The sequence below is a fragment of the Thermoleptolyngbya sichuanensis A183 genome, assembly GCF_013177315.1.
Lineage (GTDB): Bacteria > Cyanobacteriota > Cyanobacteriia > Elainellales > Elainellaceae > Thermoleptolyngbya > Thermoleptolyngbya sichuanensis.
Window position 1 is genome coordinate 2364048 of the sequence record NZ_CP053661.1, and the last position, 24620, is coordinate 2388667.

Consider the following 24620-nt stretch of genomic DNA (forward strand, 5'->3'; position numbering starts at 1 on the left):
GGAACATTGCTGGGTAGCGCCGACGCGGGGGCCAGGGCTGACGCTAGTTGCCTACCAGCCACTTCTGCCCGTTTAGCCGCTGCAACGTGTAGAGCACCATCAAGTCCAGCGTTACCTTGCGTTCGTCAATCATAAACGACTCTAGCAGGCTAGGGCTTGCGCCATTCCCAGCGCAGCTAAAGACCTTTTGCCCTTGGATATCTTCCTTGACAAAGCCCACCAAAAACTGGTGCTGCCCACCTTGAAACTTGCCCTGCACCTGCCAGCAAGCGCCGAGTTCCTCCATGCCCTTGATCGGCAGCGGCAGCTTCTCAAATGTCAGATCCAGGTCGTCAAACCCTGTGGCGGCCATTGCCTTTTTTAGGCTGGGCATATAGTCCTGCGTGATGAAGTCTGCAAAGGGCTTGTCTTCTAGCGCAGGTGGCTTTTCTTTCTTGGGCTTGGCCGCGGGCGCTTCGCCATCCCCAGATTGCGCTTTGGGTGCGCGGGGGGGCTTCTTTTCATCGGGGGTCGCTGCGGGCGCGTCGGAGGCGGGTTGCGCCTCGGTCGGTGTCGATGCGGCTTCAGCCGGAGGATTGGTCGCTTCGTCTGGCATGGCTATCTGCAATCAGTCGTCATAAATTACTCCCATAGTACCGGGTTGTCACCGATTCAGAAACGGTTCGCCCGGCCCAACTGCCGTCAGAAGTAGCCGTAGCCTAACAACCGCGTTGCACCGGAACGCTCCAAGCTGATTGGCTGAGTCGCAAAGGTTGTCTGCGTCCAGTGAGCCGCAGGCCGTTCGCCCTCAGCGCTTTGGTTCTGTCAGCTTCCGCTTTAGTTTGGACTAATGGTGAAGAGGAAGGCAGTCAATGAGAAGCACCGACTGCCGTAAGGTCAATGAAGTACAACCAACATTGACCCCATGATTTTCAACGAACTTCAGCAATTTCGCCAAACGTTGTATGCCAGCTTGGGAAACGCCAGAGATGCCCTGTTTGATCTGATGGATGCCGTGTTAGTGAGTGCGTGCATCGTGTCGTTTGTGAGGCTATCGCAGAGTCCTGTCTTTCGTCGCCAGTGGTCGAGCACCTATGAAGCGTTGCGCGATAGCCGCCTACCCCGATCAAAGGTGCTGAAGCTGTTGGTGCAGCAGATACCGACTCAGCAGCAACCGTTGTTGGCAGGTGATGCGAGTCGGTGGAACCGTCCTGCTGCCAGGCGTTTGAAAGACCGCACCTTATCAGGCAGAACAGGACATGCCCCGATAGCCGGACAAAACTACAGTACCTTAGCCTGGATTGCTGAAGACAGGGGCAGTTGGGCATTACCATTGCGGCATGAGCGCATCACCAGCTTTGAAACACCCGCCAGTAAAGCGGCATTCCAACTCAAACAAGTGACTCGGCAGTTAGCGGTGCGTCCGTTGGCGATCTACGACCGAGGGTACGGCAATGCCAGTTTTGTCAACCAAACGGCAGGGATTGAGGCAGACTTGCTGCTGCGGGTTACATCCAATCGATGTGTCTATGGCGCGCCCCCAGCGTATCGAGGGCGAGGCGCACCTGCCAAGCATGGACATAAGATGAAACTCAATGACCCTGACACTTGGAGTGTCCCGGTCGAAACCGTTGAAGTCGATGATCCCAACTGGGGACGAGTGCGGGTCAGTCGTTGGAGTGCATACCATTTCCGCAAATCCCCCAAACGGGCAATGGAAGTGTTGCGCGTGGAGGTGCTGGAGACACAGAGCAGCACGCGACGCTTGGCTCCTTTGTGGTTAGTTTGGCTGGGTGAGCAGATGCCTCCGTTAGAAACCCTGTGGTTGCACTACCTCCGTCGCTTTGCCATTGAACACTGGTATCGCTTTGCCAAGCAGAGGCTATATTGGACACATCCCCAGTTCAGTTCTGTATCGGCAACCGAACAGTGGAGCAGCCTGATGCCGTTGCTCAGTTGGCAGTTGTGGTTAGCGCGAAAGGACTGTACTGACCACCCCTTGCCCTGGCAGGCACCGCAAGAAACGTTGACTCCGGGTCGGGTCGCACAAGCGTTTGCAGGCATTTTGGCAGTGATTGGCACCCCTGCTCCTGCGCCTAAACCTCGTGGTAAATCGCCAGGACGAGGCAAGGGGCACAAGCCAACTCCTCGTCCCTGCTATCCGATGGTCAAAAAACGAGCCTCGAAACGCAAGACATCCGAACAATCCCTGAACAGTCCGGTTGCAACAGCAGCTTAACTGCGAGCAGGATTGTATCCAATTCCTTAAGTTCAACTGTTATGAACGGTTGAGCAGATTCTTTATGGCATCCTGTTGAGCATTATTGTGATGCCAGTTAGTCCAAACTAAAGTGGGAGGGAGCAACGGTGGTATGGGCAATGTCGGCCCCCAGTTGAAACTCTAAGGTTAACGACAGCCACAGGTCAAAATTGAGACTGACTTTGGACAGAGACAATTCTGGATCACAGGGGGTGCGCTGAATCAGCGGCGATCGCCCCCAGCGCTGCTTGGCCGCCAGTTGCAGGGTAGACAGCAAACCTACCAAAATGCAGAATACCGAGACGCCCTCCAAAATCAGCGCTAACAACCCCGCTACTTGGTTGATCACGGGTTCTAAAGATTCCAGTCTATTTCTCCGTCAGCTTTAGCATTCTAGAATGGGGCCTGGGGCCACGCTCAGAGCGTAGCCTTTACCTGGCGGCGATAGTTGTCGATCAGCACGTAGACGCTGATCAGCAGTATCCACAGGGGCAAAAACAGCACCACCCAGCCCAAGCGATCAATGTAGCTCACCCGAAACAGCATGGCTGGCGCCAGGCCATAGCCCAAAAACGACATCCAGCAGGGTCCTATCTGGGTGTGCAAAAACAGAGTCGCGGTGGAAATCATAAACACCCCGGCCACCCTAACGGCGTAGTTAATCATGATCTCATGGGCAAAGGCGCGACCAATCGCATAGTAGCTAGCCGCAATCTGCGGGTTAGGCTCGTTGGCGTAGAGCGTTAGCAGGCTGCCGGTCACCGCTGCACTGGTAAACAGCATGGCAATAAATTAAACAGCATGGCAATAAATAACAGCCCACTGCTAAGAAACACTATGGCAAAGAACTGGTCTTCGTTGCTGCCTAGGCGATCGCGCACCACCCCCATAAACCACAGAAAGGCAATGCCTGCAAAGGGTATCAGGTTTAGCCCCACAATCAGCGATTGCCGATAGGCATCAAACACCGCTGCGCTATCCATGGTGGCGGGGAGGGCCACCAAAAAGAGCACCAAACTGGCGATAAATAACACCGAAAACATAATGTCCGCAATGGCGGCGGCCTTCGGCGCGGTAAGCCGGGCGCGTTGGGGAAAGGGGGTATCTAGGGTCATGGTGTGCTCGGTCGCACGATCAGCCGAAAGCTCAAATGGCAGGTGGAGGTATCCACTGGCTGGGCCATGCGGGCGGGGGGGCGGTAGCGGCGGCAGTAGCTGGGGGCACACAAAAACGATCCACCCTTGATCACCTTGCGGGGAATTTTGATCTCGGGAGTCTGCGGGTCGTAGCTGGCCTCAAGGTTGCCGCCGCGCGGGTTGACCCGTTCGCCACAGCAGGCGTCTTGTTTGATCTGATTGTGCTCCTGATACCAGTCGGCGGTCCATTCCCAGGTGTTGCCGATGATGTCGTAGAGGCCATAGCCGTTGGGTGGAAACACCCCGACTGGCGAAGTGCCTTCGTAGCCATCAGTCTTCAGGTTTTGCCAGGGAAACTCGCCCTGCCAGGTATTGGCCATCATTTTGCCGTTGGGGTGTAGCTCGTCGCCCCAGGCAAACTCGGCGTTTTCGCGCCCGCCCCAGGCGGCAAACTCCCACTCGGCCTCGGTGGGAATATCTTTGCCAATCCACTGGGCGTAGGCAGCGACATCTTCGTAGGCGACATGCACTACAGGATGATTTTCGCGCCCTTTGATGGTGCTGCCGGGGCCTTCGGGGTGCCGCCAGTTGGCTCCAGCAATATAGGCCCACCAGTTGTAGTGGCTGCCTTTGTCTACGGGGCGATCGGGCTTGACGAACACACAGGAGGAGGGTTGCAGTAGCTCGGTTTTAGCACCGGGGTAGTGGTCGGGATTAGCCGGACGCTCAGCTAAGGTGACGTGGCCCGTGGCTTTGACAAACTTTTGAAACTGGGCGTTGGTGACCAGGTACTTATCCATCCAAAAGCCGTCTACGGTGACGGAGTGGGCCGGGGCTTCTTCGGCGTAGTGGTGGTCAGATCCCATGGTGAAGGTGCCGCCCGGTATCCACACCATGTCTTTGGCGGGGGGGCGACCGGGTGGTTTAGTGAGAGCTTCGGGCAGCGGGGGCATGGTATGTTCTCCAGTTTTTAGGACTCGTGAGCCATTATGTCGATGGCAACGGCAATCGTCAGCATTGGCACATCATTTTGACCGGGTTCGATTTCAACACCGTCGGTATCGCGCAGACGAAACCAGCGGTTAGAGACTTCCGCCAGTTTGTTGCGTCCGGCTGCGATGCCGTACGCGTGACCCCAAATATTACCCTATACCTCCAGGTCGGGGACATCGCCAATTTTAACCACCCAGCGATCCTGCAGGGGAGCAATCAGCGCCTTTTTCACCATGGCCAGTTTGTCGCCCTTTGGAGATTCAATGGCCATAGAGTCCTTGACTCGCACTAGGCGTTCTTGGAGCTTGCACAGTTCGTTGCCGTGGAAATCTTCAAAGATTAGGGTTTCTCGCACGCGCAGGGCTTTGCCGTTGACTTTAAACACGCGATCGCCGTCCGAATTTTCGATGAAAAAATCATCGCCGATGGCAATCATTTTTTCCCTCGTTTTGTAGACGGTATTGCCGCTGTTGCGCTTGCCAAAGCTGTGGTCTTGCTGGTGCTCTTCACGACGGTTTTGGTGGGCTTCTTTGTTAAAGATAAGGGGCCCCTATGGGAGGTCAAGGGGCTAGGCTGTGAGATTGGGCCTGCGTTTGCCAATTTCTCCGGCTAGGAACATGAGAATGACCAGCATCAGCAGGGCACCGACCAAAATCGTGGTCAGTACGTTGGGGTCGTCGGCAAAGTTGCCGTTGGCGACCACCAGTGCTGCAGCAATGTTGCGTTGGGCGGTGCCGAGGCCAACAACAGATTTGACCTCGAAGGATTTCCCTCCCAAGGCGTAGCCCATGGCTAAAGAAGCAGCAATCAAGAGCACCGCTGCTAAAATTGCGCCGCTGCCAATGGCCCCCAGCACGCTGTCAACATTCAGCACCAGCATCAGCACAAAAACAGCCAGCAAACTGGTGCTAGAGGCCTGGGACATCTGGGGTTGCAGCGAGTGGGCGATCGCCTCGTAGCGAGCATTCACAAATAGTCCAATCGCCAGGGGAATCAGCATGAGGATAACAAGCGATCGGGCTATTTCTGCCGGGTTAACCTGCACGCCCGGCAGCAGCAGCGGCAGCACCACCGGCACATAGATCACCGTCACCACCATCAGCAGCACCATCATTCCCACACTTAGGGGCACGTTGCCTTTGGATGCCTGGGCCAGCTTAGGCAAAAAGGGCGCACCAGCAGCAGTGGCCAGCAAAATCAGCCCGATCGCCAGGGAGTCATCCAGGGGAATCAACGTTTTGAGCAGGTAGGCGACCAGGGGCACCAGCACAAAGTTGGCCAGCAGCATCCGCAGCACCAGGCCCACATCCTTGAGGGGGGCGAGAATTTGCGGCACTGTAAGGCTGAGCCCGAGAGAGAGCATGCTGCTGATCACAAACACCAGGGTGCTGAGATTGGCCAAAACTTGAATCACGTCTTGCATCGTGTTTCTCACGCATGGGTAGTGGATTGGGTGGCACAGAGCAGATCACCTGCGGGCTAAAGCACAGCATTACTGGCCAAGGGAGGGTTCTTCTGGACTAAACATCTCCTTACCAGCCGTAAATGCCTTGGGGCCATGCGATACACCGGAGTCATCACTCCCACTTCGACGGGTTGTTGGGGCAGGCTAGCGGCAAAGGCCGCCACACTTGCCAGCAAAATAAGGAGTCGAAGGGGCTTAATATCGGCCAGGGTGCAGCAAGAGGTGTGGGGTTCAAGAGGTTTCATCGACGATAGGGGGCTAGATCACACTAGGAGAAAAGTTACGACAACGGGAGAGCCATCGGGCGGCGGCATGGGAGACGCAGAGCATGGCCAGTCACACCACCTCTGGGGCCAGGGGCCGTTGCAAAAATGCTTCGGTGACCTGGCGATTGGTGTCATAGAGTCGGCCTGGGGAAATTGGATGGGGCAGCAGATCGTAGGTCGTCAGTAGTTGCCGAAGGGGTTGGCTCACCCGGGTCATGGCAAAGCCAACCTGGCGCTGCTCTAGGGATGCGATCGCCTGTTCCAGCGCCTCGGCCCCGGTGACATCGATATCGGTGATGGCCTCGGCATCGAGCACAAACCACTGCACGGGCGGCTCAGCGGTGGCGACTAGGTCAGCGACCTGCGTCTTAAAGAACTCCGCATTGGCGAAAATCAGGGGAGCGCTAAAGCGGTAGATCAGAAGCCCAGGGGTGCGCGTAGCCGCAGGGTAGCGGGCGGCGGCGACAAAGCGGGCTTTGCCCGGAGTCCCGGCCAGCAAGGCAGTGGGGGGCTTAGAGGCGCGCCCCAGGAGGTCAATCATCGACAGCAAAAAGGCGATCGCTACCGCCTTCAGCGGCCCGAGTACCAAAACGCTTAGCAGACAGGCGATCGCCACCCAAAACTCCGATCGCCGCACCCTAAATAGCGTCTTTAGTTCACCCACCTCTATCAGCCCCAGCACCGCATTAGCCACAATGCCCGCCAGAGCCGCATTGGGCAGCAGCGCCAGCTGGTTTGTAAAAAACAGCAGCACCAGCGCCACCACGCTCGCCCCCACCAAGCTGGGCACCTGGCTGCGGGAGCCGCTGCTATCCATCGCCGCCGTACGGGAGGCACTAGTTCCAGCAGTGAACCCGCCGGTTAGCCCTGAGGCCAGGTTGGCCGCCCCAAAAGCAAACATCTCCTGGTCGGCATCAATGGGGTAGCCCCGCCGTTGGGCATAGCTGCGCCCCAAGAGTAACCCCTCCGCCAGGGTAATGGCGCACATGGCCAAGGCTCCAGGCAACAGGCTACCCCAATCACCCAGCGTGACCTGGGGAAAGGTTAGGCTGGGCAGCCCAGCAGGAATTTGCCCCAGCACGCTTACCCCCTGTCGATCGAGGTTGAGCCCGGACACCAGTGCCGTCATGATCACTAGGGCCACCAAGGCACCAGGAATCTGGGGGGCGAACCGCTTTAGCAGCCGAATGATCACAATGCTGCCCACCCCGATCACCACGGTGTAGAGGTTGGCCTCCACCACCTTGCCAATGATCTCAACGACTTCGCGAAACCAGCCCTCCGCCTCTACGGAGATGCCCATAATCTTTTTGACCTGGCTGGTCAGCACCTCAATGCCCAGGCCGGTAATAAAACCCGCCAGCACCGCCTTCGAGAGAAAGTTGGCCAAAAAGCCCAGCCTAAAGTACCAAAACAGAAAAAAGACCAGGGCGCAAAGCAGGGTGATGGCAAAGGCCAGTTGTAGGTAGCGAGGATCATCGGGTGCCGCTAGCCCAGCCAGGGTGGCCCCGAGCAACGCCGACAGAGCCGCATCGGGGCTGGCGACCAACTGGCGGGAGGTGCAGAAAATAGCAAAGGCAACCATCGGCAAAATCGCCGAGTATAGCCCCGCCGTGGCCGGTAGCCCCGCCACTTGGGCATAGCCAATGTTGAGCGGAACCATCAATGCCGCCAGGGTCACCCCGGCCAAAATCTCGGTGGGTAGGTCGGCTTGCTTGACGCCCCGCAAGCCATGAAAAAGCTGCATGATTGTCCTACTTTCTCCTATGGAGTAGCTTGGAAGAGCAGTACAGCAAGTACCAGTGCCTCATAGTCGTTCTTCCAACTGCGGCCTTATTATCTATACTCAAATCAGTCACACAATATTCAGAAAGTGCCAATTTACCTAGGTGGTAGTTGGCTGAGATCATTTCAGACCTAACCTCACCTCCTTCCCCCTCAGGAAGGAGGCGTTAACAAGTTCTCCTCTCCGTGTCGGGGAGAGATTTTCCTTACTGCCGAGCCAGATACATTCGCATCTTCTCCTCCAGGTTCTCAACTGCTTCACCCGTGACATCTACCAATGCCTTATTGATCTGTCCAGTAAACTTGAAAGGTGGCTGATAGTCAGGCATTGTTGGAGAGCCTGGATCAGCTCCAACAGCAACACCGGCACCCAGCCCCAGCGATAGGGGAATCGTCACCGGCAGCTCGCCTGTGCCCACCAATTGTCCATCCACAAACAGTTCAATGTTGGCTGGAGTGCCTTTGCCGCGAGCTATATCGACAGGGCCTGTGGGAGTAAATTGGAAACTAAATATGTGGCGACCACTAGGCAACGGTTGGGATGACTCCACCTTGAAATAACTCTCAGTCACATAGTTGTAGCCATAGGTCAACTTGCCGTTTTGCACATAAAACGAAAAGCCCCCGTCATTGCCACCCATACTAAAAAGCACCCCTTCGGCACCCCCTTCTGGTACCACTGCGTCAACGGAAATTGAGTGTGCACAGTTCAACACCCTGGGAGCAACGTTACTGGGAACAACTTGAGTGCCAGGATAGTAAACGTACTTTTTGCGATCGGCGGCGATTTGGGGACGCTCTTCCATAAATCGCTGAGTGCCGCGACTATCGATTGGCAGAACGTTGTATTTGCCGGCTTCCACATACCACATGCCGATCATGGCAATCAGGCGATCGCGCTCGGTCTCCGCCAAGTTATTGGTTTCCGCAAAGTCTTCAGTCAGGTTGTACAGTTCCCAACCGTGGGCATCTAGCTCAACCAGCTTGTCGTAGGAGATTGGGGCACCAAAGCCCATACCCGCTTCTACAAATGAGGTGCCGGGCCAGGGGCACACGGCCCGCCAACCCTCGTGATAGAGCGATCGGTGCCCCATCATCTCAAAGTACTGAGTGAGGTGTTTAGAAGGGGCGCTGGCATCGTCGAAGGATGAGGCCAGACTAAAGCCCTCAATGGGCGACTGGGTCACCCCCTTGATCACCGTGGGAGCCTCAATGCCCAGGGCATCGAGGACGGTGGGCACCATATCGATCACGTGAGCATATTGAGAACGAATCTCCCCTTTAGCTTTGATACCTTTGGGCCAGCACACAATAAATGGATCGCTGGTGCCACCCCGGTAGGTTTCCCGCTTCCAGCGACGGAAAGGCGTATTGCCGGCGTGAGTCCAGCCCCAGGGGTAATGGTTGAAAAACTTGGGGCCACCGATGTCATCGATCGCCGCCAGATTTTGCTCCAGGTTCTCTGGCACATTGTTAAAAAACTTATTTTCGTTCACTGAACCCGTCGGGCCACCCTCGGCACTGGCTCCATTATCTGAAATCACCATAATCAGGGTGTTCTCGTATTCCCCCAGATCCTTGAGAAACTGGATCAATTCGCCAATGTAGTGATCCGTGTGCTCTAGAAATCCGGCAAACACCTCCATCATGCGGGCATAGAGTTTGCGTTCGCCATTCGAAAGGGAGTTCCAATCCTGCACATCGGGGTCATGGCGGGAAAGTACCGTGTTTTGGGGAATAATTCCCATTTCTTTTTGCTTGGCAAAGGTCTTTTCCCGGTAGGCATCCCAACCATCGTCAAACTGCCCCTTATACTTATCAGCCCACTCCTTAGGAACGTGGTGCGGTGCATGCATGGCTCCGGTGCAGAAATACATAAAGAAGGGCTTGTTAGGTGCCACCTGCTTAGCATCTGCGATCATGCGCTTCGCTTTTTCTACCAGGTCTACTGTTAGGTGATAGCCTTCTTCTGGCGTTTTTTCGGGCTCAGTTTGGCTGTTGTCGCGTACCAGTTCAGGATAGTACTGGTTGGTGTCGCCGCCTAAAAAGCCATAAAAGCGCTCAAAGCCGCGACCTAGGGGCCAGCGATCGTAAGGACCCGCTGCGCTGCACTGCTCAACGGGGGTCAGGTGCCACTTACCAACGGCATAGGTGTTGTAGCCATTTTGCAGCAAAATTTCGGACAGAAACCCGTTCTCAAAGGGAATGTTGCCATTAGAACCGGGATAGCCCGTCGATCCCTCCGTAATACAGGCTAGGCCGTTGGAGTGGTGGTTGCGCCCGGTCAACATGCAGGAGCGGGAGGGCGAGCACAGGGCCGTGGTGTGCATGTTGTTGTAGCGCAGCCCGTCGCTCGCTAGGGCATCTAGATTAGGGGTGGCGATTGGGCTACCGTAGCAGCCCAGTTGGCCAAAGCCGACGTCATCCAGCACAATGAACAGCACGTTAGGCGCACCATCTCTCGCCCGGTTGGGCTGGGGCCAGGCGGGGGTAGACACATCGGCAGTGCGACCAATCACACCGGGGAAAGCAGTACCAGATTTGTATTCCTTGAGAGCCATGAATGTTTCTCCTGATATGCAGTTAGTTGAGTTTGCTGTTAAATCATGGTTGGTCGCCAGCCCGAACCGAGCTAGCAATTGACGGTCTAGGTTTATTGAATCGCCAGACTCAGCCCCAAAGAGGACATACTACTCACCACAAACACCAGAGTGTTGAGGTTGGCAAGGACTTGAATAATCTCTTGCATAACGCCTTGCTCGATTAGATTACTTTTTCGATGTCTGAAAGTGACCAGGTGCGATCGAAGTAGGGTTCGGTTGGCGCATAAAACCGGAAGTAGGCAAACCAGCCCCGACCCGGTACCGTGGGTGCCCAGTTGGTTTCCTGGCCCAGTGGGGCGGTGGGACCAAAATAGAGATCTATGGAACCATCGGCATTCTGAATTAAATCTCCGCGCGAATCTACTCCGGCAATATTGTGTGGGGTGTCGATAAAACAACGGGTTTCAGTGTCGTAGAGCGTGATTGACCAGAATTGTTTGACGGGCACATGGGGCGGAACGCGCAGACTGTAGTTGTTGTCGCCCTGGAGCCAATCACCATCCTTGTCTTTCTGGATGCCAATGTACTGCTGACCCATGCCGGGGGTCTTAGTTGTCATCCCGGCAGTCAGAGTCACTGCCTCGTAGAACCAGGCTATGCGTTCATCCAGAGCCGTATGGTTTTCCGTTTCCTGATTTGCTTCCAGTAGCACTGCGTTCTTCCACTGTGTACCGGGCCAGATGTGTGCTTCCGGCTGGCGCTTGGCATAGCTCAAGCAACGGGCTGTCGCCTCTCCGACGATCGCCGCCTGTTCCAGAATTTTCTGCTGACGGGCATCGGGCTGGAAGGGCCGACCCTTTTCAATGCCCAGGGGTTTAAGCATGGCTACCATCATGCGATCGCGCTCATGCACCGGCTCTTCGTTCAGCATTTTAGCCAGCAGTCGCCAATAGTCCATATTGCTAGCGGGCCAGCCACTCCAGGGTTTGTCCGCTGCTGGGATAATCTGCGTTTTGCGAGGGTTTTCTCGCTGGGCATAGGAGTACACCTGATAACTAGCGGTTAGCGCCTCGGCTTCCTGAGGTTCGGTGGACAGCACCCGAAAGGCATGGAAGAGATTGTTGGTCGGTGACTGTACCACCCAATAGCCCTCGGCGTCCTGGGGAACCTCCTGTCCGGCAGCAATCACAAGGTACTTGCCGCCTGTACCTCGGTCAGGCCCCGTCAGCCCCATATCAGTAATGGGACGCTGCCAGAAATCCAGAATGCCGCCTGCGGTCTGCCCTTTTGGATAATCGATCACTAAGGGCCCCGTCCGTTGCAGGTTGAGGAAACCGATGACGTAGGGCGTTGTGGCATTGGCAGTGAGGAGGCCGAGTTTATCGCGGAAGCTAGTGGTCAGCACCAGATCTCCATCCTGCTGACCAAACACCGTCTCGTAAGCCTCCTGCCAAGCCGCGAAGCTGACCAAGGGAATGGCCCAGAGGTAGGTCTGCACCGCCCGCTGAAAGTCGAGTTCGTCATAGAGTTTGACGACGCTCTCAAAAGTTGGATATCCCCCTTCAAAGGCCAACCGCCCAATGGAGGTATCGATGCTGCCAGTCGTGGGTAGTATTTGCGCCTGGGTTGTTAGGTTCTGCATGGGGTTCTCCTAACGCTGGTAATCAGTTCGCATGGCAGCTGACTAACAGAGGAGTCACTCAGTAAGAATGATTATCTGAAGGGGTTAAGCCTAGAAGTATTCCAAAACTGCTTTTTGATCAGTGAGGTCAAGAGCTTTAGCTTTAAGATTGTTTAATTTGAAAACTTATCTTAAGCCTGATCGCTAACATGAAGCCCCTAGTCAAGGGTAAAGGTAGCCTCATCTACCATCGCCAGTTCAGCGATATCGCTCACCTGACCGAGCAGGTACAGGTCTCCGCCAAGGTGCAGATGACGCAACTGAGCTGCAATCGCCTGCACTTTGATCTGATGTTAGCTGCCTTTGCTGAGGTTCAAGTTACCTTTGCCAAGTCGTCTTGTCAAGCTTTTCCCTGGACGAAAAATTCAAGAATTTTGTTACCTATGCCTGCATCCTAGAGGCCCAAGGCCCTATTCGATCTCTCGCGATTGCCGGGTTTCCTACGAGACCCTAGCGGGTGAGAAAGGACAGAGTTGAGGGAGCTATTGAGAGAGTTGTCTAGGATTGAGTGGTGTTTCTTGCCCTATTAGGTTCAATCCATCCTGGTATGCTTTGGTGATGGCTTCAGGTAAGTAAGGTTTCAAGCTGGGATTTTCAGCCAGGTGGTCATGGATACGCTCCCGCATATCTATGATGATGTAAGACCAACTTTTGGAACGAGCCTCAGGTTGATGGCAGCTCTTAAGAAGATGCCCCAGCAGCACCCCTAGACGGTTGCGTAACTCCTGGCGCTGCTGCTTGCCCAACGCATCCAGCTCCTCGATTAAGTTTTTAAGTTTTCAATGTCCACCTAGTTCCACTGCTGGGCTTGCAGCAGATCTATTTGGCATTGAGGCCAGGCATAGAAATAGGAGCATCCCACTTTCGATGAAACAGTCAACTGGCGAGCTGTCCATTGAGGTAGGCACAGCGCAGACTCAACATGGCATTAACGGAGGCCGTATTCCAGCGAGCACCCGAAATTTGGAGGCGTCGCCCAATCTGTTTGACAGCCGATTCTACGGCTCCTGATCCAATAGAACAGAGTTGCTCAGCCTGGTAGAACCCATAATTCACGATGCGAGAGCGATGGGTGCTCAGATAGGCTTCAAAATTGCGGGCTTGCTTGCGCCGACAGTCGGCAAAGAGGGCCCTGGCGGCTTCCACTTGACCTTGCCATAACAGCATTTCCGCCGCTGCTAAGCGCTTGAGCGACCCACCGACTTTGTAGAGGTTTTCTTTGAGATGGTACCAATCGAGGATTTCCCAACGGGTCTCAACGGTGGTGAGTTGAGCAAACAGATTCCACACCCCAGCGTGACCATCGCCCAGACAGACCAGTGGGGAGAGCAAGCGTTGAGCGCTGAGATAATCAATCAAGCTGTCATTGTCTTGGAAGAAGGCGTTGTAATAAATCCCCTCCACCCGCACCGCTTTGTAGTCTCGCCACGGGCTATCGGACTCTAGCAGGTCACGCAGACGGACTTTGCCGCCATCAATGCTGACCTCACTGACGCCTTGTTTAGCCTCGGCAGACTCGAACGACTGACGCCCCACCAGACGTTGTTGGGTCGAGTGCCCGACCCGCATCCCGGTCAGGGCTACGATGTCATCCTCTGCATCTTGAAACGATTCGTTGGCACTTAAGCGTAGGTTGGCTTTCTCTAGGCCACCACTGAGACGGCTGTAAGCCTTTACGCCTAACCGTTCTGCCTGACTTTGACGAATCTCAAGGACCCCTACTAAACTCTTCAATCGGCGAACCCGGCCTCGGGCGGGGTAGGCTTTCTGGTTGACAAAAAAAGGGCAACTCGAGGGCTCACCTCCTCTAGCATTTGCCGTCGTACAGTCTGCTCGATGCCTTCTAGACTATCGAGCCCCTCTCGGTTGCTATTGCGATACAAAATCTCGGCGATCTCTGCTGTACAAGCTTCCAATCGCTTTTGGTCTTCAGGTGTCCTGGTGAGTCATCCCTGGGGCTACCCTCCCATTCTCACCCTTCGCACTGTTTTCGCGAAAGTGGGATGCTCCCATAGAAATCCTGGTCATAGAGTGTCGTGGTTTGCATGAACCTACCTACTTTCCTGTCGCTCTTTTCACTGTACCCGTTACGACTCAAAGGCAAATATCCGCGTCCAATCGTTCTTCATATCCACTACGACCCAGCCCCGTTGGGATGCCTCGGCTAGGGCGACATCCAAACTGCACATAGCAGATTTGTCGTAGGCAAACTCGCGATCGCCGTCGGTATGACGCACAATCAGCCCTAGGCTGGCCCCAACTCCGGCGCTTGTCCACTGCAACATTTGCAGGTCGCCGTCGGAGTTGCCAAAGGCAGCGATCGGTCGCCGCCCGATGTAGTGCTGAATCGCGGCTGGTTTACCTTCTTTGTCGTCCAAGAAAAGCAGTTCCGGCAGGCGCACAATCACAGGCTGTCCGTCGCGTATCTCGAACTTTGTTTTAATGCTGCTGCCAATCACCTGCTCGGGGGGAACGCCGTAGACCTGCTCTGTCCACGGACGCATGAATTCAATGCCGCCGCCAGAGACGATGAAGATTTTGAAGTCGTGCGATCGCAAATAGTCCAGCAGTTCCACCATCGGCTGATACACCATCTCGGTAAACGGCCTTTGCGTGGTAGGGTGCGTTGCTGTCGCCAGCCAATCAGTGACGATTGCCGTAAACTCGTCGGTGGTCATGCCCGCGTGGGTGGCCATTACCAGCTCCACCAGCGCGTGCTCCCCCCCCGCTAGGGCCGCCTCTAGGTCACCCTTCAGCACCGAGGCAAAGGGTTCCTGGGTGTGCCACTCGGGGTGCTGGGGGGCCAGGGCTTTGATGCGATCAAAGACAAAAAACGCCTGCACGTACATCGGGTACTCGCACCAAAGGGTGCCGTCGTTGTCGAAGACGGCAATGCGATCGGTGGGGGGCACAAAAGTGAGGCTGTGGGCCGTGGTAACTTGCGCCACAAAGTCGAGAATTGCCTGCTTGGCAGCCCCATCATTCCAAGCGGGTAGGGGGTCGGTCATGGAAAACATATGTAGATGTAGGGTACTCGGCGGTTTAGCTCCGAGGGGTTTTGAAAACCCCTCGGAGCTTTAACGGGGGGGAGTTTAAGGGTCTCTTCAGCCTAGTGGTAACGGCTGCTGCCTGCTTCTTCTAGCTGTCGCATCACCGCATCCAGGTTGAACGAGGCGGGCTTTTGCCGGGGCGGAAATTGCGTAAACGCCTCGATCTGCTGCGCCACTGCTGCCTGCATCCAGTAAATTAAATAGGTGTGGGAGATCACCCAATCCCAGTAGGTGTTTGAGTTCTCGTCGGCCCGCTCAAAGGGGTCGCGGCGCAGGTTGAATATCTTGGGTGCCCGTAGTTTCACAAAAGGCTCAAACCAGCATTGCAAAGTCTTGGCCCGCTGCTCCATCAGCACCGTCTTCCAGTCGCCAACGCGAATCGCCAGAATGTCGCCGTCGTCGCTGATGTAGAAGAAAGATTTGCGGTGGCTTTCCTCCACCTCTCTACACAGGTAGGGCAGCATGTTGAAGCCGTCGAGGTGGACCTTATAGGTGCGATCGCCAATGGTGTGGCCATTCAGCAGTTTTTCTTTAATGTCAGGTTCTCCTGCCGCCGCCAGTAGGGTCGGCAAAATATCTTGGTGCGAGACAATGCCATTCACCACTGAACCGGCGGGGATGTGACCGGGCCAGCAGAAAAAGGTCGGAACCCGCCAGCCGCCTTCCCAGTTGGTGTTTTTTTCGCTGCGGAAAGGGGTGATGCCTGCATCAGGCCAGGTGTTATAGTGTACACCGTTGTCGGTGGAGTACATGACGATGGTGTCGTCGGCAATGCCTAGCTCGTCGAGCTTGTCGAGCATTTCGCCGATGTGCTTGTCGTGAGCCACCATGGCATCGTTATAGTCGCCCTGGCCGCTCTTGCCCTTGTTCTTATCGGCTACGTGGGTGCGAAAGTGCATGGCCGTGGTGTTGTACCACACAAAGAAAGGCTTGCCGTCTTGGTGGGCCTTATCGATAAAGCCGAGGGCGCGCTCTGTCACCTCGTCATCGATGGTTTCCATGCGCCTTTTGGTCAGCGGGCCGGTGTCTTCGATGGTCTGTCCGCCCTTGCCATCGGCCAGGCAGTGCAGCACCCCACGCGGGCCAAACCGCTGCTTAAAGGCCGGGTCTTTGGGATAGTCAGGGTCTTCGGGTTCTTCCTCGGCGTTGAGGTGGTAGAGGTTGCCAAAGAACTCGTCAAAGCCGTGCAGGGTGGGCAAAAATTCATCCCTGTCGCCTAGGTGGTTTTTGCCAAACTGGCCGGTGGTGTAGCCTAAGGGCTTAAGCAGCTCGGCGATCGTAGGGTCTTCTTTTTGCAGACCCACATCGGCCCCCGGCATGCCTACCTTGGTGAGGCCGGTGCGAATGGGGTTTTGGCCGCAGATAAAGGCGGCCCGACCAGCGGTGCAGATCTGTTGACCGTAGTAGTCGGTGAAGGCTACCCCTTCGTTGGCGATGCGATCGATATTGGGGGTGCGGTAGCCCATCTGGCCCCGGCTGTTGTAGCTGATGTTCCACCAGCCGATATCGTCACCCCAAAGAATGAGAATGTTGGGTTTACCGTTGGGCATGGGTTTTATCCCTTTATGAAGTGTTTTAAGAGCAGACAGGGACTGATCTAAGCAAGCCTCTAAGCAAGCTTTTAAGTAAGACTTGCCATTGCCGAAATAGCGGCGATTTTAGATGCAGAATTGGTATTGGAGACGCAATGTCAGTGCCAATATAAGGCTCTCCACCTTTCGCGAATATCCCAAAATTCCAACCCGACAGTTGTTTACAAAGCGCCAGCCTATGAAATGGCGATCGCCTTCGGGGACGGTCTTTGGCGATCGCGCCTGTGAACCTCAAGGGCCAGCACATTGCTGATGAGAGTGGCTGTCAGGGGGCCAGGCAATACTCCTGCGAGGGCAGTCAGGGGCGCTCGTCCCGGTAGCCCCCAGGCCGACAAAATTGATCGTGTAGCTCATGGCAGTGCCTTTGCTCTTAGGCTATGTGGGGGTTGCTGTACCAAGTCCAGACGTGAAGTTTCCGTAACCGACAAAACTCTATGTCTGGACTTGGACAAGGTTTAACCTGACCCCTGCTGTTGATCAAAAGGAAAATTTTAGATTCAGGGCTGATAATAGAAGAAATGTAGGCAATATAATCGGTTTCAAAATCTGCAACCATTCAAAAATTCCAACCTAGTAGTTATTTTCAAAGCGTGGATTAATGCAGTGGATTAATACACAGTGAACCGAGGGAGATCTGTTTGCTCTCTGCAATCGATCAGTCGATGCTTAACACCACAGTTTTTGAGTCCATAGGCCCAACGCGTTGAGTACTTTAGAGCACCCTAGTTCTATCCTGTATCGTCAGTTTCGGGATGTTGATGCCTTTAGCCAAGCCTTTTACGCCGAGGGACTTTCCTTAACCCAGCTAGAATCCGGACGCTTTGAAGGGTTGATTGCCTATCTGATTCTGCAATTGATAGAACTTCCAGAGTTCTATGGTCATCAATTATCTATGGTCATCAATTACTCGATAAGTTGCGCTATTTGCAACTTGAATTGAGTCGTCGTTGTTCGATTGTCCATTGGAGCTACGATCTGCTGCCAGAGATACTCGTAGGAGGTTCGTAGGATTGAATGTAAAGTTTTATGTCTCAATTCAACACTTCTGCCCTAGCCCGTTTGCATTTGCAACAGTATCTACACGATGTAGATCGTGACAATGTAGACACCAAATTTTTTCGGCAAAACGTTATTCAAATTGAAGACCAACGGCTCGGCAATCTGCATGACTACCTCAACCAAATCTTTTACCTGGCAGTTAAAAACCCGGATTTTTTAGCGCGTTCGTATCCCCTCCTTTTGGGCGATCTGCTGCCCCTGTTAGTCAACTGCTTTAGCACCGAAAGTTACCCCCGCCTCTGCACTCACCCCTTTCGCCGAGCCACCCTAGTGCAAGAGGCCGAAGCCTATATGCTGGCCCACCTTGATGAGCCCATTACCCTAGAGGCGATTTGCAAAGCCGTTAAAACTAGTAAAAGTACTCTCTCCTACGGCTTTCAAGAAATTTTTGGCCTCAGCCCCATGGCCTACCTTAAAAGCGTGCGGCTAAATGAGGTGCGCCGAGCCCTCAAAGCCAGCGACCCCACGCAAGCTACTGTGCTGGGAATCGCTAACCGTTATGGCTTTTGGCACATGGGTCATTTTTCTCGTGACTATCGGCAGATGTTTGGCGAGTCACCATCGGAGACGTTGAAGGGGCTTCTATAGAGCACTGGTCTGCTAGGCGATGATAGGTAAACTGGTTGTAGTGCAATTACCCCCCCACGCTATGGACTGTCCCCACTGCCAGAGCCAACAGACCGTGAAAAATGGACGTGAATCCCGCCCTAACGGGATGCTGATGCAGCGCTATCGGTGTCGAGAGTGCGGCAAGCAATTTAACGAGCGCACGGGCACTCCGATGGCACGCCTCCGAACGCCCAGTGTAATCGTGGCCACAGCCCTGAATAGTCGAACCGAAGGCCTGGGTGTGCGCGCGGCAGGTCGACTTTTTGGCAAGTCGCACTCAACGATTTTGCGGTGGGAAGACCGCCTGGCCGTTCAGGCGGACGCCTGGTCACCTCCGGCACCAGCAGAACGAGAGGTGACGCTAGAAGGGGATGAAGTGTACACTCGCGTCGGCGAGAACCTTCCCCCCCTCTAGCTCGGAGGGTTGGACGATTCACTTTATCGAATGCAGCAGTCGCTACTGGGTCTCGGCCCAGGCTGGTCACAAAGACGAACTGCTATTTCAACGGGGGACGCAGCAGGCTTGGCAGTGGGCACAAGCGTGTCCTTACATTCGGTGGTTCACCGTCGGTGAACGGCGCTATGCCAAGGTGTTATAGGATTTGACCAGCGTCTATCTGGCGCTCCGCAATTGTCCGAGTTATCGCACGCGAAAAGTCTGGCGGGCAGGACTCGAAGTGGCGATGAAAATCAAAGGTTCTCAAGGCCAGCGACGGGTGGTCTGGGTAAACTCGGAGCATCCCTTTACGGCCATTAGCCCTAGGGCAGAGGTGCATGCCAATCATAATGAGGCTCAGAATGCGGCTTTGAGGCGACGGTGCAGTGCCTATCGTCGGCGTCAGAATCTCTACGCTAAGACTCGGGAAGGATTACAGCGTGTTTTGGAGATCCAGCGGATCATCCATAATTGGGTGAGACCGCATTGGGGATTAGGGAAAAAGACGACTCCGGCGATGGCGATAGGCCTCTGCCCCCGCCCCCTATCAACCTAGCAAATCCTTTGCATGAGAGGGTTTGAATGCATCTCCCCATAAGACCAGTGCCCAGTTCTCAGGCTAGAGAGAAACTGGCGAAACTCTACCGGAAGCTGCACATCGGTGGCACAGACCCCCAAGACAGTTCCCTCCTCGCTGTATACCGGAAGGCTAGCCGTCAACACGGGCAAGAAAGTTGCAAAGTCTAAATAGATCTCGCTCCAAGCAGCCCCCTCTTGTCTTAAGTGCATCTTGATACCACGGGCGCGATCGCGGATCGTATTCCCCATCCTCCGTGAGGAAAGCCAGACGATTTCCCCGACTATCTAGCTCATAGGAGAGAAAACGACCCCGCGTAGCCATATTGGTCAGCCAGAGCCGAATCTCCTTACTGCCGACCTCCGAGCGCCCTGCCCCCAGAAATTCCCCCTGCTCTGTGCCGCAATAGGTGCCAAAATATAGGGCGAAATTCTCACCTGCTGGTGCATTTGGGCAATGTTTTGGGGATTTTGGAAATCCAGGCTGCCCTGGGTAAACGCGGCCGCATTGAGCTGATTGATGTCGTGCGGCGCTGTAAAGTAGCTCTCTAGCTCGCGCTAAATCTGGGAAGAGAGGCCCGTGCGAAGCTGGGAGGTCAGGTCATTTACGGCCCGCCGTGCCGCCAAAAACGACAGGTAGCCCACCAGCCCAACTGCTGCCGCAATTTCCAACACAAAGGGAACCACGAGCGCTGTGCGGAGGCGGAACTTGGCAGGAATAGCAGGAAGATTCACTGGCATGGCATCTAGCGCTCTGTAGATTCCAGTTTAGGCTGCAAATCGAACGACTCAGCCCAAATATTCACTTTTTTACAGGTTAAGATTCTGATTTCAGCATCTTAGCCCTTGCCCATATTTCGTTTCAACTCTTCGATTTCTTCATCCATCTCCCATTGGCGAAAGGCTTTTTCCAGGTCTTGGGGAGAGGACGAACCGGGGGGGGAGGCGTTGTAGTTTTGCCAGCCAGCAGTTTGCCACTGCTGGTCAACCGAGGTTGTGGTGCGGGTGGCTCTTGCCTGGGCCGCCTGGGCCGATACTTCCTTGCGCTTTTGCTGAATCTGTCGCTGGAGGTCGATGGTTTCCTGAATCCGCTGGCGCAGGGCTTCCATTTGTCCCCAAAGCTGATTTCCCTGGCGCAGCAGCGTGGCTTCGTGTTCTTCGGCGGGCTGGGCCAGATCCATGCGCCCCTTTTCCTTTGCTTTTTCGACGCGGGTGTGCCAGAGTTGCACTTCCTGTGCCGTGTTCAAGATTTCCTGCTGGAGCCGACTTTCCTTGAGCCGCAAGTCACCTAGTAAGCGAATCGCTTCTTCTTCCTGATCCCGCAGGTTGTCCTCGATGGCCTGGAGTTCCAGGTGCGGGTTATCGCGCAAAAACTCGTCCAGGCGGGCTTCTAGAAACGTGCTGAGGTCGTCAAAAAGGCTCATGGAACACTCCTATGGAGCGGATAGGGCAGGGTTGGGGCGATCGCACCGTGATTTTGCACCGTGATCTCGTGCAGCGATTTTGCACTGTGATTTCGCACTGCGACTTCGCACCGTGATTTTGCACCGTGATTTTGCACCGTGATCTCGTGCAGCGATTTCACACCGTGATCGCGTGCAGCGATTTTGTAAGCAACAGGCCTTCGGCATCAAAACACCGCACCCAAACCCTATCAAGGGATCAGAACTGCTGTCCAGTGTAGATGGATCGCACGTCGCCGTTGCGTCGCACCATCACCTCATTGCCCTTCACGGAAACAAGCGTCCAGCCGCTAGCTCCAATCGGTTCGCCCACCTGCACGCGATGGGTCGTGCCGTTGATTTCAAACAGGGCAGCGGAACGGGCCGGATCGCTGAGTTCTAGAACACCAACGAGGGTATGGGTCGAGACGGCGGCGATATTGGGGGCGGCGGCGGGTGTATCGGTCGTGCTGTCGGTCGATGAGGCAGCAGATGGGGCGGCTGGCGCAGTAGTGGGCAACGGGACAGTGGAAACGGCGGGCGATCGCCCCGGCAGGTTGAACCCTGGCAGACTGGGGAATCCATTGCCACCACTGCTGCCACCGCTGCTGCCACTACTGTTGCCGCCGCTGCGACCGGGAAGCGCCATGTCTGCGGGCGGCCGGTAAACCGGGACAATCAGCGGGTCGGTGGGGGCTGAGTTGGTCGCGGCTGGATTGCCCGCCACCGCCACGCTCGGCAAGTTGCCCTCTGTGCCAGCGGTTTCCGCTTGACGACGGGCCGACCGTTGTTCCAATACCCTGAGCGATCGCTGAATGTAGTCCAAAAATTCGCGGTTTTCGGGCGAGGCTGGCTGGGTGGCGACCTCAGATGAGCCGGCCGTGTCGGGAGCATTCGCCTGCTGCCAGCGCCCCTGCATTGCATACCACAGCGCCACGGCCGCCGCCAAAGATCCGCAGACCAACAGCGCCAGCAGCCCATCCAGCGATTTGTGCTTTACGCCAGTGGGTCTTGGCATGAGCGCTGCGGCGACCAACTCATCTTCTGGGCTGCTATCCACGGCCACCTGCCCAGAACTCTGAACAGAACTCTGCCCAGAACTCTGATCAAACTGAGGAATCAGCGCGGGTTCTGGGTTTAGCTCTGGCACAAAGGTTGGATCGCGAGTCACGCCAGCATCGGGCACGTTGGTTGAGCCGTCTTGCCGCTGTGCCTGGGAGACGGTGGCCAGCACAGGCGGAATCGTAACATCCGTGACGCTGACCGGGGTGGGAGTGCGGCTGGCGGCTAGTTCTTCCGGTAGTTCCGTCGAAACGGGTCTGCCCTGCTCTAGCGCTTCATGTAAGTCGCTAAACAGCTCGTCCATCAGTTGGTCGGCATATTGCTCGATGGAAAAGCGGTCGGCCTCCGTGGCGACGCTCGACGCGCCGGAAACGCGAGTCGTGGCGATCGCCCTCGATTCTCGATCGGCAAGCTCTTGAGAATTCCGGGATTCTAGCGCAGGGGACTGGGCAGACGTGGGTTGAGACATGGCGAAATCAAAATGACGACTGATGACGACTGGCGTAAAGACGACTGGAGCAATTCGAGCAATGAAACCTGATGAACCGAGCCTGAGCAATCCCTTGAGCGATAGCACAGCAAGCCCCGCCGTGATGGCTACTCGGAATGGCTGCGGAATGACTATTCAATAGCTATTCAATGTAGCAATAACCCGTCAAAACGGAACGCTTTTTAGAGGTTTGCCAATCTTAAAGAAGGGCTGGGAAAATTCACGGTCGGCCCATCCTCCGCCTCCAGACATAAAATTAAAAAAATAGGTACTTTTTGTAATCTCCGCTACGCAGCGTTCCATGACCCTCGATTTTTCCTCTCCGCGATCGCCCGAAACCAATGGCTGGCAGCACTGCTTTATTGAAACAAACCGCATCCGTCTGCACTGCGTGACGCAGGGAGAGGGCGAACTGGTAGTCTTGCTGCACGGGTTTCCTGAGTTCTGGTATTCCTGGCGGCACCAAATTCCAGCGCTGGCAAAACATTTCAAAGTCGTCGTGCCGGATCTGCGCGGCTACAACGATTCCGACAAGCCCAGCGCGGGCTACGACCTGGATACCCTCAGCGCCGACATCCAGGGCATTATTGAGAACCTGGGCTATCTGAAGGCGCATATCGTTGGGCACGACTGGGGCGGGGCGATCGCCTGGCACTTGGCGCAGACCGTTCCCCAGCGGCTGCATCGGCTGGCGATTCTAAACGCGCCCCATCCCCACCGTTTGATGCAGGAGATGTCGAGCAATCTCGACCAACTGCGGCGGAGTTGGTATATGCTGGCGTTTCAGGTGCCGGGGCTGCCGGAATGGCTAATTCGCCAAAACCTGCGAAACTTTGTGACGACGGCTATGCAGGAATTCTGCATCCGCAAGGGAGCCTTTAGCCGTCGAGATATGGACATTTATCAGGCGGCGCTAGAGAAACCAGGCGTGCTGACGGCAGCGATCAATTACTATCGACAACTGCTGTCGCCCCGACGGCTGATGCGCGAATGGGGGCGATCGCCCCTGCCCGTCACCGTGCCCACCCTCGTCCTCTGGGGCGAAGATGACCATTTCCTGGGCCAATCTCTTTTGGAAAACCTGGATGCGCTGGTCAAAGCACCGCTGCGCCTGACTCGCATCGCCGACTGTGGCCACTGGATTCAGCAGGAAGTGCCCCAGACAGTCAACCGCGAACTGCTCAACTTTTTGCGGCAGCCGTATCCCGCGTAGGCTTGCGACTTGCCGGGATGTAGAAGCTCAGGAAAACCTCAGGAAAACCTCAAGCAAATCCGTCCCAGCCGCAGGCGACCCGAAAGCCAATGTCATACAGGCCGCAATCGCCCTCAGCCCGCGACCGAAAAGCAGACCGACAACTGCGGGGCCCCACGTTCCAGGAGCCGCCTCGCAGTATGCGCCGTTTGGGGTCGCCGCCTGTTTCCCACGCGGTTCCGTCTGTCGGCGCATCGGCGTAGGTGTCATGCCAGGTATCCTGACACCACTCACGCACATTGCCATGCAGGTCGCAGAGTCCAAAGGCATTGGCATGGGCAAAATAGCCCACAGGCACGGTCTCGCGGCGGTCTTCGCCCTGGGGGCCCCGCCCGTAGCTGCCCCGGTTGCACAGTCGCCCCTGATACTCCCAGTCCACCCCGGAGTAATTTGCCAGGTCGGTGGTCAGGGTTTCGCCGACGTGAAAGGGGGTCTCTGTGCCGCCGCGACAGGCGTATTCCCACTCGGCCTCGCTGGGCAAGCGGTAGGGACGGCCCGTGTGCGCGGTGAGGCGATCGCAAAATTCCACCGCCTCCAGCCACGACACCTGCTCCACCGGATGGTGATCGCCTTTGAAATGGGCGGGGTCTGGGTCGAGCGATCGCCCCACCACGGGCAGCGCCGCCACTGCTCGCCATTGGGCCTGTGTCACAGGATACTTGCTCAAGGAAAAAGGCCGCAGCGTAACCGATCGCTGGGGTCCTTGCGAGGGATGCCAGCCCTCCTCTTCTCTAGGTGCGCCCATCGTAAACGGGCCTCCTGGCAAGATCACCATCTCCAACGCTACGCCCGCAGCCAGAGATTCTTTCCAGAGCTTGGCTCGACCCATGCGGCGATCGCCCACTTCGCCCGTCGGCAATAGGGTTAGCACTTCAAACTCCACCGGCGTTAGTTCCGGTGTACTCTGATTGAACATCGATGACTGGGGTTAATTGCTTTACACC

At 55.7% G+C, this 24620-nt stretch carries 22 protein-coding genes and 1 pseudogene; 5 read left to right on the forward strand and 18 right to left on the reverse strand.

From position 1 onward, the window contains the following. Positions 1–43: 43 nt before the first annotated feature. The gene (locus HPC62_RS09920; RefSeq protein WP_172355270.1) at positions 44–595 is read right to left on the reverse strand and encodes a DUF2996 domain-containing protein; all 552 of its coding nucleotides are present in this window, start codon (positions 593–595) and stop codon (positions 44–46) included. A 309-nt stretch (positions 596–904) separates the two neighbouring features. On the opposite strand from HPC62_RS09920, the gene HPC62_RS09925 reads away from it, so the two are divergent. After that, complete coding sequence (locus HPC62_RS09925; RefSeq protein ID WP_172353733.1) at positions 905–2218, forward strand: NF041680 family putative transposase; 1314 nt, start codon at positions 905–907, stop codon at positions 2216–2218. Between the two features lie 97 nt (positions 2219–2315). On the opposite strand, the gene HPC62_RS09930 is transcribed toward HPC62_RS09925, so the two are convergent. The 9 genes from HPC62_RS09930 to HPC62_RS09965 all read right to left on the reverse strand — a co-directional run bounded on the left by HPC62_RS09930 (position 2316) and on the right by HPC62_RS09965 (position 12069). Beyond that, a complete protein-coding gene (locus tag HPC62_RS09930) occupies positions 2316–2588 on the reverse strand; it encodes a DUF1622 domain-containing protein (RefSeq protein ID WP_172355272.1) in 273 nt (90 codons plus the stop codon). 68 nt (positions 2589–2656) lie between these two features. Beyond that, the gene (locus HPC62_RS23100; RefSeq protein WP_205370118.1) at positions 2657–3022 is read right to left on the reverse strand and encodes a hypothetical protein; all 366 of its coding nucleotides are present in this window, start codon (positions 3020–3022) and stop codon (positions 2657–2659) included. After that, positions 2998–3354, reverse strand: a complete 357-nt coding sequence (locus HPC62_RS23105) for a hypothetical protein (protein ID WP_205370116.1) — start codon at positions 3352–3354, stop codon at positions 2998–3000. Before HPC62_RS23105 ends, HPC62_RS23100 begins: the two co-directional genes overlap by 25 nt. Then, a complete protein-coding gene (locus HPC62_RS09940) occupies positions 3351–4328 on the reverse strand; it encodes a formylglycine-generating enzyme family protein (protein WP_172355274.1) in 978 nt (325 codons plus the stop codon). The genes HPC62_RS23105 and HPC62_RS09940 overlap by 4 nt, the downstream gene beginning before the upstream one ends. Before the next feature lie 194 nt (positions 4329–4522). Continuing rightward, positions 4523–4804, reverse strand: a complete 282-nt coding sequence (locus tag HPC62_RS23110; RefSeq protein ID WP_205370114.1) for an LURP-one-related family protein — start codon at positions 4802–4804, stop codon at positions 4523–4525. A gap of 132 nt (positions 4805–4936) precedes the next feature. Then, positions 4937–5791: a bile acid:sodium symporter family protein gene (locus HPC62_RS09950; protein ID WP_172355276.1), complete on the reverse strand. Its 855-nt coding sequence runs from the start codon at positions 5789–5791 to the stop codon at positions 4937–4939. Positions 5792–6169: 378 nt separating this feature from the next. Next, positions 6170–7846: a SulP family inorganic anion transporter gene (locus HPC62_RS09955; RefSeq protein ID WP_172355278.1), complete on the reverse strand. Its 1677-nt coding sequence runs from the start codon at positions 7844–7846 to the stop codon at positions 6170–6172. 244 nt (positions 7847–8090) lie between these two features. After that, positions 8091–10445 (reverse strand): arylsulfatase, encoded by a 2355-nt coding sequence (locus HPC62_RS09960; protein ID WP_172355280.1) that lies wholly within the window; start codon positions 10443–10445, stop codon positions 8091–8093. A gap of 202 nt (positions 10446–10647) precedes the next feature. Beyond that, positions 10648–12069, reverse strand: a complete 1422-nt coding sequence (locus tag HPC62_RS09965) for a DUF1254 domain-containing protein (RefSeq protein WP_172355282.1) — start codon at positions 12067–12069, stop codon at positions 10648–10650. Positions 12070–12257: 188 nt separating this feature from the next. On the opposite strand from HPC62_RS09965, the gene HPC62_RS09970 reads away from it, so the two are divergent. Further along, entirely contained in the window at positions 12258–12506 is a 249-nt protein-coding gene (locus tag HPC62_RS09970; RefSeq protein WP_172355284.1) for a hypothetical protein, read from the forward strand. A gap of 84 nt (positions 12507–12590) precedes the next feature. Here HPC62_RS09970 and HPC62_RS09975 read toward each other — a convergent pair whose 3' ends face one another. The 4 genes from HPC62_RS09975 to HPC62_RS09990 form a co-directional block, all read right to left on the reverse strand. Next, complete coding sequence (locus tag HPC62_RS09975) at positions 12591–12854, reverse strand: DUF29 domain-containing protein (protein ID WP_255548818.1); 264 nt, start codon at positions 12852–12854, stop codon at positions 12591–12593. A gap of 130 nt (positions 12855–12984) precedes the next feature. Then, positions 12985–14024 (reverse strand): ISKra4 family transposase gene (locus HPC62_RS09980; RefSeq protein WP_172355286.1). Its coding sequence is split into 2 segments (ribosomal slippage): positions 12985–13892 and positions 13892–14024, totalling 1041 coding nucleotides; the frame shifts between segments, so codons are not numbered across the junction. A 171-nt stretch (positions 14025–14195) separates the two neighbouring features. Next, entirely contained in the window at positions 14196–15116 is a 921-nt protein-coding gene (locus HPC62_RS09985; protein WP_172355288.1) for an HAD family hydrolase, read from the reverse strand. 101 nt (positions 15117–15217) lie between these two features. Continuing rightward, positions 15218–16708 (reverse strand): arylsulfatase, encoded by a 1491-nt coding sequence (locus tag HPC62_RS09990; protein ID WP_172355290.1) that lies wholly within the window; start codon positions 16706–16708, stop codon positions 15218–15220. Between the two features lie 1068 nt (positions 16709–17776). On the opposite strand from HPC62_RS09990, the gene HPC62_RS09995 reads away from it, so the two are divergent. Further along, positions 17777–18397 (forward strand): helix-turn-helix domain-containing protein, encoded by a 621-nt coding sequence (locus tag HPC62_RS09995; RefSeq protein ID WP_172355292.1) that lies wholly within the window; start codon positions 17777–17779, stop codon positions 18395–18397. 61 nt (positions 18398–18458) lie between these two features. Next, positions 18459–19410, forward strand: a pseudogene (locus HPC62_RS10000) (transposase). Between the two features lie 578 nt (positions 19411–19988). On the opposite strand, the gene HPC62_RS10005 reads toward HPC62_RS10000, so the two are convergent. The 3 genes from HPC62_RS10005 to HPC62_RS10015 form a co-directional block, all read right to left on the reverse strand. Continuing rightward, positions 19989–20171, reverse strand: a complete 183-nt coding sequence (locus HPC62_RS10005; RefSeq protein WP_172355294.1) for a hypothetical protein — start codon at positions 20169–20171, stop codon at positions 19989–19991. Positions 20172–20269: 98 nt separating this feature from the next. Then, positions 20270–20854 carry a TIGR04376 family protein gene (locus HPC62_RS10010; protein WP_172355296.1) on the reverse strand — a complete coding sequence of 195 codons (585 nt, stop codon included), beginning with the start codon at positions 20852–20854 and terminating at the stop codon, positions 20270–20272. 238 nt (positions 20855–21092) lie between these two features. Next, positions 21093–22403 (reverse strand): hypothetical protein, encoded by a 1311-nt coding sequence (locus tag HPC62_RS10015; protein ID WP_172355298.1) that lies wholly within the window; start codon positions 22401–22403, stop codon positions 21093–21095. Positions 22404–22725: 322 nt separating this feature from the next. Between HPC62_RS10015 and HPC62_RS10020 the strand changes: the two genes are divergently transcribed. Continuing rightward, positions 22726–23637, forward strand: coding sequence for an alpha/beta fold hydrolase (locus HPC62_RS10020; RefSeq protein WP_172355300.1), 912 nt, complete (start codon positions 22726–22728; stop codon positions 23635–23637). A gap of 49 nt (positions 23638–23686) precedes the next feature. On the opposite strand, the gene HPC62_RS10025 is transcribed toward HPC62_RS10020, so the two are convergent. After that, complete coding sequence (locus tag HPC62_RS10025) at positions 23687–24592, reverse strand: formylglycine-generating enzyme family protein (protein WP_205370107.1); 906 nt, start codon at positions 24590–24592, stop codon at positions 23687–23689. Positions 24593–24620: the final 28 nt, after the last annotated feature.